The sequence below is a fragment of the Candidatus Nitrohelix vancouverensis genome (assembly GCA_015698305.1).
Lineage (GTDB): Bacteria > Nitrospinota > Nitrospinia > Nitrospinales > VA-1 > Nitrohelix > Nitrohelix vancouverensis.
Genome location: CP048620.1, coordinates 2,739,977 through 2,754,620, shown reverse-complemented (window position 1 = coordinate 2,754,620; position 14,644 = coordinate 2,739,977). Strand labels below are relative to the sequence as shown.

Annotated in this window: 14 protein-coding genes; 7 read left to right on the top strand and 7 right to left on the bottom strand. The window is 51.6% G+C overall.

The window, feature by feature from the left end; genetic code table 11:
• Positions 1 to 11 precede the first annotated feature (11 nt).
• Genes G3M78_12715 through G3M78_12700 form a run of 4 tightly spaced genes read left to right on the top strand, consistent with a single transcriptional unit; the run spans position 12 to position 3,935 of the window.
• Positions 12 to 716: an ABC transporter ATP-binding protein gene (locus G3M78_12715; GenBank protein QPJ66208.1), complete on the top strand. Its 705-nt coding sequence runs from the start codon at positions 12 to 14 to the stop codon at positions 714 to 716.
• On the top strand, positions 713 to 1,873 hold the full coding sequence (locus G3M78_12710) for an FtsX-like permease family protein (protein QPJ66207.1): 1,161 nt from the start codon (positions 713 to 715) through the stop codon (positions 1,871 to 1,873). Before G3M78_12715 ends, G3M78_12710 begins: the two co-directional genes overlap by 4 nt.
• On the top strand, positions 1,873 to 3,168 hold the full coding sequence (locus G3M78_12705; GenBank protein QPJ66206.1) for a hypothetical protein: 1,296 nt from the start codon (positions 1,873 to 1,875) through the stop codon (positions 3,166 to 3,168). Before G3M78_12710 ends, G3M78_12705 begins: the two co-directional genes overlap by 1 nt.
• A 2-nt stretch (positions 3,169 to 3,170) precedes the next feature.
• Positions 3,171 to 3,935 (top strand): outer membrane lipoprotein-sorting protein, encoded by a 765-nt coding sequence (locus G3M78_12700; GenBank protein ID QPJ66856.1) that lies wholly within the window; start codon positions 3,171 to 3,173, stop codon positions 3,933 to 3,935.
• A gap of 4 nt (positions 3,936 to 3,939) precedes the next feature.
• On the opposite strand, the gene G3M78_12695 is transcribed toward G3M78_12700, so the two are convergent.
• Together G3M78_12695 and G3M78_12690 are read right to left on the bottom strand one after the other, a co-directional pair.
• Positions 3,940 to 4,926 (bottom strand): GTP-binding protein, encoded by a 987-nt coding sequence (locus tag G3M78_12695; protein ID QPJ66205.1) that lies wholly within the window; start codon positions 4,924 to 4,926, stop codon positions 3,940 to 3,942.
• A 30-nt stretch (positions 4,927 to 4,956) separates the two neighbouring features.
• Positions 4,957 to 5,748, bottom strand: coding sequence for a M48 family metallopeptidase (locus tag G3M78_12690; protein QPJ66204.1), 792 nt, complete (start codon positions 5,746 to 5,748; stop codon positions 4,957 to 4,959).
• A gap of 126 nt (positions 5,749 to 5,874) precedes the next feature.
• On the opposite strand from G3M78_12690, the gene G3M78_12685 reads away from it, so the two are divergent.
• Together G3M78_12685 and G3M78_12680 are read left to right on the top strand one after the other, a co-directional pair.
• Complete coding sequence (locus tag G3M78_12685; protein QPJ66203.1) at positions 5,875 to 8,370, top strand: response regulator; 2,496 nt, start codon at positions 5,875 to 5,877, stop codon at positions 8,368 to 8,370.
• A complete protein-coding gene (locus tag G3M78_12680) occupies positions 8,360 to 9,556 on the top strand; it encodes a hybrid sensor histidine kinase/response regulator (protein ID QPJ66202.1) in 1,197 nt (398 codons plus the stop codon). The genes G3M78_12685 and G3M78_12680 overlap by 11 nt, the downstream gene beginning before the upstream one ends.
• A 399-nt stretch (positions 9,557 to 9,955) precedes the next feature.
• Here G3M78_12680 and G3M78_12675 read toward each other — a convergent pair whose 3' ends face one another.
• The 4 genes from G3M78_12675 to G3M78_12660 all read right to left on the bottom strand — a co-directional run bounded on the left by G3M78_12675 (position 9,956) and on the right by G3M78_12660 (position 13,134).
• A complete protein-coding gene (locus G3M78_12675) occupies positions 9,956 to 10,384 on the bottom strand; it encodes a cytochrome c (protein QPJ66201.1) in 429 nt (142 codons plus the stop codon).
• 36 nt (positions 10,385 to 10,420) lie between these two features.
• Positions 10,421 to 11,218 carry a carboxypeptidase regulatory-like domain-containing protein gene (locus tag G3M78_12670; protein ID QPJ66855.1) on the bottom strand — a complete coding sequence of 266 codons (798 nt, stop codon included), beginning with the start codon at positions 11,216 to 11,218 and terminating at the stop codon, positions 10,421 to 10,423.
• A gap of 113 nt (positions 11,219 to 11,331) precedes the next feature.
• Entirely contained in the window at positions 11,332 to 11,532 is a 201-nt protein-coding gene (locus G3M78_12665) for a hypothetical protein (protein QPJ66200.1), read from the bottom strand.
• Between the two features lie 237 nt (positions 11,533 to 11,769).
• On the bottom strand, positions 11,770 to 13,134 hold the full coding sequence (locus G3M78_12660) for a sigma-54-dependent Fis family transcriptional regulator (GenBank protein QPJ66199.1): 1,365 nt from the start codon (positions 13,132 to 13,134) through the stop codon (positions 11,770 to 11,772).
• A gap of 209 nt (positions 13,135 to 13,343) precedes the next feature.
• Here G3M78_12660 and G3M78_12655 point away from each other — a divergent pair, with 209 nt between their 5' ends.
• Positions 13,344 to 13,655: a hypothetical protein gene (locus G3M78_12655; GenBank protein QPJ66198.1), complete on the top strand. Its 312-nt coding sequence runs from the start codon at positions 13,344 to 13,346 to the stop codon at positions 13,653 to 13,655.
• A 50-nt stretch (positions 13,656 to 13,705) separates the two neighbouring features.
• Here the strand turns inward: G3M78_12655 and G3M78_12650 are convergent, their stop codons facing one another.
• The gene (locus G3M78_12650) at positions 13,706 to 14,593 is read right to left on the bottom strand and encodes a hypothetical protein (protein ID QPJ66197.1); all 888 of its coding nucleotides are present in this window, start codon (positions 14,591 to 14,593) and stop codon (positions 13,706 to 13,708) included.
• Positions 14,594 to 14,644 lie beyond the last annotated feature (51 nt).

Sequence of the window (14,644 nt, the reverse complement as noted above, 5' to 3'; positions counted from 1 at the left end):
GATGAATAAATATGAATGAACCATTGATCCAAATTGAAAACGCCGTCAAGACCTACCATATCGGCGAGCAGGAATTCACCGCTCTGCACGGCGTCTCTCTAGCCATCGAAACGGGGGCGTTCATGTCTGTCGTTGGGCCTTCCGGTTCGGGCAAAACCACCTTGTTGAATTTGATAGGCGGCTTGGATGTTCCCTCCAGCGGGAATATTATTTTTCGTGGCAAGAACCTGGAATCCATGTCGCGCAAGGAGATGGCGATGTACCGGCGCGATCATGTCGGATTTATTTTTCAATCCTACAATCTGCTACCGGTCTATTCCGTTTACGAAAACGTGCTATTCCCTTTTCTTGTCATGGGCAAAAAAGAAAACGAGGTGCGCGACCAGGTCATGGACATGGTGCAACGGGTCGGCCTTGAAGCGATGGCTCAGAAACGTCCCGGCCAGTTGTCCGGGGGGCAATGCCAGCGCGTCGCCATTGCCAGAGCTTTGGTCAAACGCCCGAGTCTGGCGTTGGCGGATGAACCCACCGCCAATCTGGATGCGGAGAACTCGCGCCAAATTCTTGAGTTGATGGAATCTTTGAATCAGAATCTGGACACGGCCTTTGTGTTTTCCACTCACGATCCGAAAGTGGCGGAATACGTTCGTCGCGAAGTGAGGCTGGAGGATGGCTCGGTCGTGGAGGATAAAAAAATCCTGCGGAGCGGGACATGATTTTCAAGTTGGCGTGGATGCAATTCTGCCGCCAGGGCGTTCGCGCCTGGCTCAGCGTCTGCGTGACGGGACTGACGCTCATTGCCTTGATCTTTCTGACATCCCTGCTCAATGGGTTTCAGAAACAGGCGACGAAGAATCTGACGATCACCGATGTGGGCGGCGGTCATTATCGTCAGGCTTCGTTTGATATTCTATCGCCGACGGACTGGGAGGATCGAACGTTCAAGGTTCCTTCAAAACTGGAAGGCCTGGCAGACAAGGCCGAAGTTCTCGTATTGCAGGGACAATTGTTTCCGAACCGGCGCTTGTACCCGGTGCAGTTGCGCGGCATCGCCATGGAGCAGACTCTGCTGGACCTTCCGTTGGACGCCTTGAAATACGCCAAACCGCAGATCGAAGATGTTGTTCCTGTAATCATTGGCGCGCGCATGTCCGATAAAACTAAATTGGCTAAAGGCGATTCCGCCGTCTTGCGTTGGCGCGACCGCTTTGGAACGGTGGACGCCCGCGACGCGGTGATCCTGGAGGTTGTGGATTTGTTGAATCCGCGCGTCGACGAAGGCGTTGTCTGGTTGCGCCTGGACCACTTGCGTTCTATGACACAGCGAAGGGATGAAGTCAGTTGGGTCGCCGTCGCTGACAGCGTTGGCGATGTTGAGGGGGTGGACTTTGTGTCCCCTGAAGGTCTGATGTCGGATTTGATCAATCTCATCCAGCAGGACAGAAGGAATTCGCGGGTGCTATGGCTGATCCTGTTATTTCTGGTCGGCGTCAGCGTGTTCAATTCACAAATCCTGAACGTGTTCAAGCGGCAGGTTGAAATCGGAACGATGATGGCCTTTGGAATGGAGGCTCCAATCATTGTCGCTTTGTTCACGATGGAGGGCGTGTTTTCTGGGCTGGGCGCCTTTGTTTTCGCCTTGTGCATTGGCGTTCCTTTTTTCGCCTGGTTTCAGAGCGTGGGGCTGGATGTGTCGCATTTGAGCGCGTCCACCATGCCGGTGCAGGAGCGCGTTTATCTGGACATTCATTTTGACGAAACGGTGTTGACGGGTTTCATTTTACTCTTGGTGATCGTGTTCGCCGCCTGGAAACCCGTTCAGCGGATCGCATCGATGAGTCCAACGCAAGCTCTGCGCGGGAAGGGGGTTTAATGTTTCGCTGGATTGCGCTTGGAATTTTGCGCGATAAAACCCGCTCGCTGTTTCCATTTCTCATCGTCACCGTTGGCGTGTCTTTGACGGTTTTCATGATCGGATTCATGGACGGCATCATGGGAGGGATGGTGCATTCGACGGCCTACCTAGATACCGGACATCTGCGTCTGGTCAATCAGGCCTATTACGACGAAGAGCATCTTCACCCGATCGATCTCGCCTTGGCGGGCGAGGAGGATACGCGACGCTGGTTGAAAGAGCGCAGTCCCAAAGAAATTGAATGGAGTCCGCGTATTCGCTGGGGCGCCTTGCTGGACATCCCGAATGCGAAGGGCGAAACAAAAAGTCAGACGCCGATCACGGGAATGGCGCTGGAGTTGCTCAACCCGGAATCTCTGGAGGCGCAACGCCTTGGCCTGACAGATTCCCTCACCGCAGGGCGATTGCCCTCTCAACCGATGGAGATGTTGTTGGGTTATCAGTTGGCGCGTTCCTTGTCCGTTAAAATTGGCGACAAGGCGACTTTGATCGGGCAAACCTTCGACGGCGGAATGGCGGCTGAGAATTTTAAAATTGTCGGCTTCGTTAAATTTGGGATTTCAGCGCTCGACAGAAAAATGGCTCTCATTGATCTGAGGGATGCTCAATTGACTTTTGATATGGACGGGATGGCGACCGACTGGCTTGGTTTTGTTCCCAAACAAAACAGCTTGGGTGAGTTGAGTGAATTGAAGCGCGTTCTTGCGGAGCAGGCGGTCGACTGGGCAAAGCCCGAATCCTGGGCTTCCGGCGATTCCCCCCTGTTTCTTTCCGCACTGGACCAACGCGGTCTGGGCGAGATTTACAATAAGTTCAAGGTCGTTCGCGGGGTGATTATCGGCGTGTTTGTTTTTCTCATGGTATTGGTGTTGTGGAACGCGGGCATCATCAATATTATCCATCGTTACGGAGAGATGGGACTGCGTCTGGCGCTCGGCGAGTCTCACGCCGGTTTGATCGCTACGCTCCTTGCAGAAGCATTGGTGATTGGCGTTCTGGGCGCTGCCGCTGGAGGGGTCATCGGAGCGGGATTCACCTATTATATGCAAGAGGTCGGCATCGATATGGGCGACAATATGGCGCAAACCGGTTTGATGATCAGCGACGTGGTGCGCGCCCGCTTGAGTTCGGAAGGCGTGATCTTCGGGATGATACCGGGAGTTCTGGCGGGCGTTGCGGGAGCGTGGATCGCGTCTCTTGTCATTTATAAACGTTCCGAAGCGAACCTGTTTCGCGAACTGGAGTTTGGATGAAAATGAAATTTGGTTTCTCATTAGTGTTGTGGATATTTTTTCTGGCGCCGGGACTGCCGCATTCTTTGGCCTGGGGTTTTCCCGCGGATATCGACGCCAACCGTCTCTTGCAACGGGTGGACGATAATATATGGGCGACCACAAAATTCATTCATGGTCGCCTGATCGTGGATAACGGTCGCAAGGTTCGCACGCTGGAGGTGGACAACTGGATGGAGGGGGTGGAGCGTTCCTACAGCAATTACACGGCGCCCGCGCGCGAGAAGGGCACAAAAATGTTGAAGGTCGGCGACAAGTTGTGGATGTACACGCCGCGCGCGGATCGAAAAATTCTCATCGCGGGGCATATGCTACGACAGTCCATGATGGGGAGCGATCTCTCCTATGAAGATATGATGGAGGATAAAAAGCTCAGCCATTCCTACGACGCCGTGCTGGAGAAGATGGAAGTACGGGACGGTGTCGACTGCGCGGTTTTATTGCTGACCTCAAGAGAAGAAGGAACCACTTACCACACCCGCAGACTGTGGGTGGATCCGGGCAAAGGCATCGTCATTTTGCAATACCTGTACGCCAAAAGCGGCAAGCTGTTGAAGCAGGTGGAATTTAAAGATTATTTTTTAACGGGGACGCGGCAGTTCCCACGCAAGATGATTTTTAAAGACCTTCTCAAGGAAAATACCGAAACCACTTATGTTTTTGACGAAGTAGAGTTTGATATCGAAATCCCAGAGAGTTATTTTTCGCAAAGTATTTTGAAACGTTGAGGCCTCACTCAATACAGCCACGAACGCCCGCTTCGATGATTTGCTTGTCGAGATTCTTACCGATAAAAACCATGTGGTTGAGCCGTTCCTCGTCTTCCCAGGGCCTTCCCTCCAGTTCATCAAAGGCCATGTAGACACTTTGGAAAATGACCCGCTTGTCCTGACCCTCGACGTTGAGAATTCCCTTGGCGCGAATGATTTGCAATCCATCATTGATCAAGGCCAGTTGGAGCCATTCATTGAGTTTTGAGGGTTTGAGGAAACCGGTTAGCTGAAGGGATACTGAATTGATGTCTGCGTCGTGACTGTGCGAATGCGCTTCCTCGCCGTGCTGATGGGGAATGCTCGATGACTCGTTCCAGCGGTCGTCTGATTTGAGACGGAATCCGCCGATATTCAGAATGAAGTCGATGTCTGCGACGGCGTCCCGGGTTTCATGATAAACGGCGTCGGGGTTGATCTCCTGCAACAGTTTTCGAGCGCTCTGAATGGTCTCTGCATCGGTCAGGTCAATCTTGTTCAACAGAATGCGATGAGCGAAGGCGACCTGTTCCCCGGCAACTTCGAACTCTTCCAGCTGATGGGCGATGTTTGGAGAATCGATCATGGCGACGATGCCGTCCAGTTGCAAGGCATGGTCCAGTTCGTCCTCGATCAGGAAGGCCTGTACGATAGGCCCGGCGGAGGCCAGCCCGGAGCTTTCGATAATAATATGATCGAAGCTCTTGCCCGAGCCGATGAGATTGTTCAGAGTCTTCAGGAAATCTCCCTTGACCGAGCAACAGATGCAACCGTTGCTCATTTCAAAAATATCCTCTTCTTCGCCGATGACTAGATTGCGGTCGATGTTCACGTCGCCGAATTCGTTTTCGATAACCGCGATGCGTTTGCCGTGATTCTCTTTGAGGATGCGATTGAGGAGCGTGGTTTTTCCCGCGCCGAGAAAACCTGTGAGCAGGGTGACGGGTATTTCTTTTTTACCTGAATTCATGGTGTTGAGCGATGAGGCGCAGTTGGAAGATTAGAAAAAATTTTGACCCAGTCCCACTTTGTTGGAAGACTTCTCATAAATAGAAATCGCATTTTGAAGCATGCCTTGTAAATTGGAAATGCGGGTGGCGTCGGAGGGATGCGTGGATAGAAATTCCGGCGGTTGCTCCGACTTTGAAGCGTTGAAACGACCCCAGAAATTGACCGCTTCTCTTGGGTCGTAACCCGCCTGCGCCATGTAGATGAGGCCGATTTCATCGGCTTCCGATTCGTTCATTCGGCTGAAGGGCAACTGAATGCCAACGTTGACGCCAAGACCGAGAGCCGCCATGATCATGGGTTGATTTGGATTGCTTTGAAGATTGATAGCGGCGGCCGTCATCGCCCCTTGCAGGAGCATTTGCTGAGACATTCGTTGCGCGCCGTGGCGGGCGATAGCATGGCCGATTTCATGGCCGAGTATGGTTGCCAGCCCCGCTTCATTTTTAGCGACGGATAGAATGCCGGTGTACACGGCGACTTTTCCGCCGGGCAGGGCAAAGGCATTCTGCTGATCCGACTCGATCAGTTTGAATTCCCATTCCAGGTCTGGCATGTCGCTGGCGTCGGCGATGCGATGTCCCACCCGGTTAACGATTTCTTTCAATCTCGCGTCGTTCGATTCTTTTTCCTGAGTCAGAATTTGATCAAAGGCCTGAACGCCGAGAGCGACTTCTTGCTCGAAAGGTACGAGTATCAGCGCCGAGCGTTCACTCACTGGCGTGGTGACGCAGGCGTTCAGGAACAAAAAAGAGAATAGAATTGAAGCGATTATTTTAGTCATGACTTGAGCCGGGTTTCATTTAGTCGTTGCCATCGTATGAAAGCGATTATAACCTTTAGTTAGTTTAATATAGCATAATTCACAGATCATTAAATCGGGATCATTGGCTTGTTTTCTTTACGCATCATGGATCATCTGAAATCGCTTTCCCTTCAGGCGGTGGGGATTTTCGTCGCAGGCGTTGTGCTCTCAGTGTTTGCCTTCGATTACTCCTGGAAGCAAAAACAGAGCGCCTGGGTGGAGCAATTGCGTCAGGAAGCGCTGGAGGACACTCTCATTCTGGTCGGTAAGCTGGAGGTCGCGGAGAGGGAAATGCTGGGAATTCTCTCAATGTTTCGATCCACCGGCAGGGTGGAGGAGGGAGCGTTTCAGACCTATGTATTTCCATTGTTAAATCGCAACGATTTCATCGACGGCTTCCAATGGGCGCCGATGGTTCAACACGATCAGCTCGACGAATTTATACAGAAGATGAAGTCTGAGGGCCGACCGCGTTTTCGGATTCTGCAAAAAGGCAATCGCGCCGTGCCCAATGCAGAACTCAATGACGAGGAATACTTTCCCCTGCTATTCACGCTGGATAAACGGAGCGGTCAGGATGAGATAGGATTCAATCTGTCCTCCGACCCGCAAGCTCAACAGGCGATTTATGACGCCCGCGATTCTGGGTTCCTGTCCTCAATGGAAACGATGGAAGCGGATGAATCCGGGGATAAAAAAATCAGAATTCATGTGTACGCTCCTTTCTACGATCATTACCCGATCCCTGAGTTTCTTGCTGAACGTCGCGCCAATTTTCTGGGCGTGATTCACGGCATCTACCATGTTGAGAAAATGGTCCGGGACATGGTGGCTCCCTATATGCATAAGGGGATGAATCTGGTTGTCTACAAAGGTTTCGATCAGGACCGGAAACTCTTCGGCCGGCTTTGGGAGAATCCGAAAACTGAATTTCAAACTCCGGTGAATTTTGCAAACAGCCGTTGGTTGCTGGTATGGCAGGCGGATTACAATTTTCTGGGAGGCCCCGATTTGTCGGTGCCGTTTTGGCTTGGCGGTAGTTTGTTCGGCGGCGCTTTTTTACTTGCAGTTATTTTTCAGATGCTGGCGTCGCGAACGCGTCACGTTGAAAATCTTGTGAATATTCGCACCGGAGAATTGACCGAGGCCAACCTGCACCTCACCGAAGAAGTTTCGGCGCGCGAGAAGGCGGAGATGGATTTGTTAGCGGCGAAAGACGAGGCGGAGGTTGCCAATCGCGCCAAATCGGTTTTTCTTGCAAATATGAGTCATGAGATTCGAACGCCCATGAACGCTATTCTCGGGTATTCGCAGATCATGATCCGGCGTAGGGATTTGCCGACATGGATGAAAAAAAATATTTCGAATATTCTCAGTAGCGGTAATCACCTTCTGCAGATCATCAACGATATTCTCGACATCTCTAAAATCGAAGCGGGAAAGATGGAGGTCCATAAGGTGGATTTCGATTTAAACCGTCTTCTGCAGGAAATCGACTGGATGATTTCTCCCAAGGCGCGTGAGAAACAGTTGAGCCTCTCTGTTTCCAGCCCTGGGGAAGGGAACCGCATCGTATTTGGAGATGAATTGAAACTCAGGCAGACCTTGATCAATTTGCTTGATAATGCCGTCAAGTTCACCGATCAGGGCTGGGTGTCCCTGTCGGTGACTGAGCGGGCGGAGGGTTGGTATCATTTTAAAATTGAAGATACCGGGCGGGGAATGACGGCGGATTTCGCGGAGAGACTGTATCGCCCCTTTCAACAGGAGACGGAACGTTTGAAGCGTGGCGGGACGGGTCTGGGCCTGGCGATTTCAAAAAAACAGGTTGAGTTGATGGGAGGAGACCTCAAATGCGATTCGACCCAGGAGGAGGGGTCTCGTTTTGCTTTTACATTACAATTGCCACCGGGCTCCGAGGAGGGGTTGATTTCAAGCGATGCGAGCGAGGGCAATTTGCGGAAACAGAATGGCGACACGATTCATGCGCTTATTGTAGACGACGATCCCATGAGTCGGGAAATTCTTGAAAGTATCTTGAACGGCGCGGGAGTGGCGACGCGCACGGCGGCTGACGGTATGGAGGCCTTGGCCATGATCGATTCGGCGATTCCCGACCTGGTTTTCATGGACATGCGAATGCCCGCCATGAATGGAGCGGATACGATCCGGGCGATTCGTATGAAGTATTCCGGAATGAAAAATATCATTGGAATTTCAGCTTCGGCGCTGGATGACGAACGCCTTCATTATTTGAGTCAGGGGTGCCGGGAATTCATTCCCAAACCTTTTGGCGTCGATGATGTGTTGAGTTGCGTGTCGCGTATCATGCGTGTGACGACGCCTCCCAAACCCAGGGATGCTCTTGCGGACAAGGTTGAGGCGCCCGCGCTGAGCATTTCCGACTCATGGAGAAAGCGAATCGTTAATGCCGCTGGCATGCATAATATGACGGAGTTGAAACAGTGTTGTAATGAACTGGCTTCGCAGGGCGCTAATGGAAAAGCCTTGAGCGCGGCCCTGGAACTTTTAGTGTCGAATTACGATACCAAGGGGATATTAAAACTTTTACAAACGATTCCGGAATCGAATGAGCGATAAACCTGCAAGCGGTATGAAAATTCTGGCGGTTGACGATTCTCCCGCGAATATAGACGTGCTGTGCCAGACCCTTGAAAACGATGGTCACGAATTCTTCTTTGCGACCAACGGAGAAGAGGCGGTGGAACTGGCTCCGAAAATCCGGCCGGATTTGATTTTAATGGACGTCATGATGCCGGGAATCAGCGGATTTGATGCGGCTAAAACCATTCATGAACTGCCGGCGACGGAAGACATCCCGATCATTTTCCTGACCGCTAAACACGAACGGGAAGACATTCTCAAAGGTTTCGAGTCCGGCGGCGTGGACTTTGTGGCGAAACCTTTTTGTCATGAAGAAGTGTCTGCGCGGGTGTCCTCTCATTTGCAATTGCGTCGTTTGCGACAATCTCTTGAAGAGAGCAATCAGGAGTTGGAAGCTCTCAACGCGACCAAGGACCGTTTGCTGGGCATGGCGGCGCATGATTTAAGGAATCCCCTATCGGCGATTCGCGGTTTCGCAAAATTTATGAAGGAGAAAGGCGATGCGCTTGACGCCGATTCACGCAGGGATTTTCTGGAAACCGTGTTCAGAACCAGCGATGATCTGGTCATGCTGTTGAACGACTTGCTGGATGTGTCGACGATTGCGCAGGGGAGGGTAGAGCTAAATCTGCAAGGCGCTTCCCTGCATGCGCTGATAGAAGAGAAGATCAAGTTGTATTCGATTCTGGCGCGCGAGAAACAAGTGAAAATTCGATCCAGTCTGTCCCCGTTTGAGGAATTTTATTTTTGCAGAAATCGCATTGCTCAGGTTCTGGATAATTTGTTGAGCAACGCCGTGAAGTATTCCCCTCCCGGCGGAGAAATATTTTCTTCTCTGGATTCTCTGAACGGTTTCGCCCGGTTTACCGTAAGAGATCAGGGGGAAGGCATCCCTAAAGAGGAACGTGGAAAGTTGTTTCAACCATTTGGAAAACTCAAGAATCGACCCACTGGCGGCGAAACAAGTTCGGGATTGGGCCTGGCCATTGCCCGGAGTTTGATCGAAGCGCACGGCGGGCGTATTTGGCTGGAAAGCGAGGAAGGAAGCGGAGCGGTTTTTGTTTTTGAGATTCCCTTGAACAAATCGGGGCAAAAACAAGCGGACCCGCCGACAAGTTCTGCCGACGGGTCCCAGGAGGAAGTCATTCAAGCCGATGAATGAGCTTCAGGAGTTCTTTATCTATTTGAAAGTTGATTCCAGATGTTCGAAAGTTCTTTCTTGATTTCGAAGTGCATTTCATCCGATCAACATTGCCGGGGCCGGATGGACCCGCCGGCTGTTTCTACCGACGGGTCCCGGAGGAAGTCATTCAAGCAAGTGAATGAGCTTCAGGATTCCGTTTTATATAATTAAATTGATTTCAGAATGTCCTGAAAATTCCACTGAATTTCGAAATACATTTCCTCAGATCAATCTTGTTGGATCCGGATGGACCCGCCGGCTGTTTCTACCGACGGGTCCCAGGAGGAAGTCATTCATGCCGATGAATGAGCTTCATGAGTTCCTTTGACATTGAAATGTCAGACCCGCCGACAAACTTCGTCGACGGGCCCAGGGGATTCATTTCACCCAGCTTTCCCGGATGTATTTCACAACGTCCCAGATTTCACCGTCGTTCAGCTTCTGAGGCGTCATCGGGGTTCCTTTGGAACCGTTTTTGATGATCCAGTACATTTGCCCCGCAGATACATTCTTCATGGTGTCGGCGCAGGTGAAGTCTCTTGGTTTGGGTTTCAGGCCCGACCCCAGTTTGCCCATGCCGTCGCCCTTCTGGCCGTGGCACATGGCGCAGGCCATCGGTTTCGACGTTTTTTGATAGAGCTTCTCTCCATTCGAGGCATTGGCGCTTGATGTTTTATCCATGTTGGTGAAATTACCCGGAGCAGATGGGGTCTTGCGCGGTTGTGGGCATTCGCTCTTGGCCCAGGCGGCGCTCGAGGCCGCCGTTAAGAATGCCAGAGCCAGGCTGATTGTCAGTATGCGTTTCATGGTCGTTCTCCTTTTTATGAATGGCTGGTGACCAGATTATTTTTTAGCTAATTCAAAATTGGCCTGGGCGCTCGCATCTGCGCTGACCGTTACTTCCTGAATCGTCTCGCCTGCATAGGGATGCCAAGCCACGACTTTGTATTTGCCCGCTGGAATATTGTCGATTTTGTAAGAACCATCCTCTCCGGTGACGACAAAATACGGGTTCCATACGACGCGCGCGTCGGCTTCCATGTAGTTATGCTGGTCGCATTGCAGAAAGAAATGGTCGTCTTTCGCCTGTTTCATGCGTTTGAAAGATTTCGTGACGTCTGCAACGTCTCCCTTGGACGGAAGCGGTTTGTTGAACAAAGTCTTGCGATTGGCGCCGTTGACGGAATAGCCGTGCGGATTGTGCAGGATATTCTCATCATGGTTTTCGATTTGAACGAGACCTTCTTTCAGCCCTTTCGGCGTTTTGCGTACAACGCTGACTTTTGGAAAAATGTCGCAATCTCGAAAATCGAAATGAGTCGGTTCTGCAGACCAGGCTTTCCCTTGTTCAATTTCTTCTATATAAACCACGGCGTCTCGGAGCTTTCCATCGCTTGCTGTCACGCGATGGCGAGGACGTATGGCGTTCTCGCCGGTATCCGGGTGTTTGGCGCAAAAATCGCTGTTTTTACCTTTTTTGAGATTTTCCATGATTGGCGCGGGAAGGTCGCCTTTGTATGCGACGCTTCCTGTAATCGCTCCGCCGTTCTTGACTTCCATTTCCTGGTAATCGCTCTTTTTGGCATAAGCCGGAGCGTTTATCAGTAAAAGACTTAAAGCGACTGCGCTTGCAATTTTCATTTTATGTTTCATGGCGCTTCTCCTTTTCAGGTTTTTGTATGGAGCGGGAGTGGGTAGATTGCTCCCGCCCCAAAGGCGGCCGTGAGAGGGCTTTTCAATTCAAGCCGCCGGAATCAATACTCGTCCGTGTAAATGGGGTCGTAAAAGACCTCGGTTTTCATCTGCTTCTTGATGGCGCCGTAACCGTTGAAATTGGCGCTGTTCTCAGCTCCCATGCTGAAGAAATCTTTCCAATGCCGAATATTGAGCGATTGACTGGAAATGATTTTTTTCAATTTCCCCTGCTTGTTGAAAACCTTTACCTGGTAGAACATGATTGATTTCTCCCTTTTTTAGGGTTTGCCTCTCATGCTTCAGCCTATATAGAGCAAGGGCGGCGCCATATTTTATTTCTGCTGTAAAAAATCAACTAACTATTTGATAAATAAGTATTTATATTTTCCAATTGAAGTCGAGGCTGGAGGGATTAGGAAGGCGGTTATCCCATAAATGGGACTATGTTTTGTTGCGAAAATGGGATCAGTGCGAGATATGGGACGTTTGGGAAGCGTTCAGCCGATCTGATACTTTTTGAGCATTCGGTAGATGGCGCTGCGGCTCAAACCCAGTTTTTTGGCGGCTTCCGGGATCTTTCCATTGGAGAGTTGGATGGCGGATTGAAGGGCGCTTTTGATGGTTTCATCCAGAGGTCTCACAGGAGCGTCGGTAGGGGGGGATTGGTTGTCTGGGGAAGCGTTTTCGTTGGGCGAAATGATTTCCAGCGGCAGGTGACGGGTTTCGATGGTGTCGCCAGCGCAGAGAATCATTGAATGGAACAGGGCGTTTTCCAGTTGGCGTACATTGCCGGGCCAGGAGTAGTTGCCAATCGCATCCATTGCGGAGGGGGCTATGTGGTCGATGTTTTTGGCGCACTGGGTCCGGTATTTTTCAATGAAGTGTTTGCACAATTCAGGGATGTCTTCCTTGCGTTCCCTCAAAGGGGGAACGGTGATGGGGAATACGGCGAGGCGGTAATACAAGTCCTCTCTGAAACGTCCTTCAGCGACTTCCAGTTTCAGGTCCTTGTTTGTCGCGGCGATGAATTGGGACTCGACTTGAATTTTTCGATTGTCTCCCAGGCGTTCGAAGGTCTTTTCCTGTAGAAATCGCAAGAGCTTGGCCTGGGTTTGCAGGCTCATCTCCGCGACTTCGTCGAGGAAGAGGGACCCTTGATTGGCGAGTTCCAGTTTGCCTGCGCGGGTATCGACCGCGCCGGTGAAGGCGCCTTTCTTGTGACCGAATAATTCGCTTTCCTGCAGGGTGTCGGGAATCGCGCCGCAATTGATATCGACGAACAATCCGCTGGAAAATCGGCTGTATTCGTGGATGGCGCGCGCGAGCAATTCCTTGCCCGTTCCGCTTTCCCCCTGAACCAGAATTCCGGCTCCGCTTTCCGCCGCTTGCCGGGCTTTTTGTAGAATTTCTTTCAGCTCCGGGCTGGAGCCGATCAGTCCCTTGGGGTTTTTGATGCGGCTGATCTCATTCTTTAAATAATGCACCCGGGTTGTCAGGAAATTTTGCTCCAACGCTTTTTTCAGGGAGGCGAACAGACGGTTTTCGTCATAAGGTTTGACCAGATAATCGTAGGCGCCCAGTTGCATGGCGCGCACGGCTGTGTCGGCGTCGTTGATGCTGGTTATCATGATGACCGGAATATGCGGCGCGGCTTTCTTCACTTCCTGCAAGACTTCCAGACCGTTCATGCCGGGCAGGACCATGTCGAGAAAGAGAGCGGCGGGGCTTTCATCGAGAGCGGCCAGACAGGATTCGCCGTCTTCGAATTGCCGGGTTTGATAGGAGCGGTCTTCAAGCAGGGTCGACCCGAGTTTGCGCATGGCGGGGTCGTCGTCGACGAGAAAGATCAGTTCATTGGGCATGGGGAAATCGTTTTCAGTTTTCGAAGCGGTCGCATGGGTGAATCGTTCTGGTACAGGATAAAAACAACGCGCCCGGGTTGCAACTTATAAAAGAAATGAAACCCGATAAATCGGATTCGGCATTTGTTCGGCAGGTTGACAGCCTGCGTTTTGAATCTTATTTAATGGATAGAAGGCGATAGTTTAATCTTTAGAGAAAGGGGGCCAGGATGCCTCGCCATTGGATTTATTCGGGAATTAAGACTCAACTGAAATGCGACGCTTGCGGTGTGTTTGGCAAGACGGGGCATATCAATGAATCGGGTCAGGCGTTTCTTTGCGAAGCCTGTTACATCGAAAAGTTTATTCCTATGGATCGCTTGCGCCCCTTGCCGCATGTTGCCCTCGCCAAGACTTCGTCTTTCTGGGGAGCCTTGTTGAATCAGTGTTTCGATTGGGCAAAGCGAATTCGCTACGGGTTTCAAGCGTTGAGTTTTCAACTGCGAAAACTTGTGGGGGATTGGGGTCACAGTGTTCGCTAGCGAGCCATGCGCGATAAAGGGCGGATTATGATTTGGCGGCATTTGCCCAACTAATAATCCGCCCCCTTTTGAGTCAGCAAGTCGGCGATATCGCGATTGCCGTGGGCGATGGCGATATGGAGCGGCGTTCTTCCGTCCTGTCCCTTTGCGTTGACGCTGGCGCCTTTTTCAATAAATAAAACGACGATCTCGGCGTGATCCCATCTCGCCGCTGTGTGAAGCGGGGTTTCCCCATCCTGATCCAAAGCGTCCAGGCGCGCCCCGCGTTCGATGAGCCATCGGGCGATCGCAATGTCCCCGGTTTCTGCTACCCAGTGAAGCGTATTCCTTCCAAGGCGGTCTTTCGCATTCACCGTCGCTCCACGCTCTATGAGAATTTCAGTCAGATTCAAATTGCTCTGCGCGACGGCAGAGAGCAGGGGGGAGCCGCCCCATTGCGAACGGGCGTTGACCTTTGCCCCAGCTGTGATGAGTTGGCTGGCGACCTGTTCGCTACTCTGGTCGCAGGCCAAATGCAGGGGCGTGTAACCGTATTGATCGCGGGTCTCCAAGAGCGCGCCATGATCGAGCAGGAAGCGGGAAATTGCGCTTCGATCCTCCAGCGCCGCGATGTGAAGCGGCGTCAGTCCTTCATGGTCAGCGAGATTGACGTCGGCGCCGTTGCGAATCAAAAACTCAACGAGGGGAAAGCGGTGATTGACGATGGCAATGTGAAGGGCGGTGAATCCCGATTTGTTTTGCAGGTTGATATCGGCGCCGGACGCTAGCAGTGCGCGGATTCGCTCGATGTCATCGCCTTGTGCGGCATGGTGCAGGGCAAAAGGCTGAGGCGTGGAAGCGTCTGGAATTGAATCTTGCGCGGTAGCAAATAGCGGAGACGCGAGGCTGATCCAAAGAGCGAGGCTGAGCTTTTGAAATAAGCGACGTGGTCTGCTCATGGTCGATTTCCTTTTTCGAGGAAAACAGTCAATTCTAATCAGCGCGATACA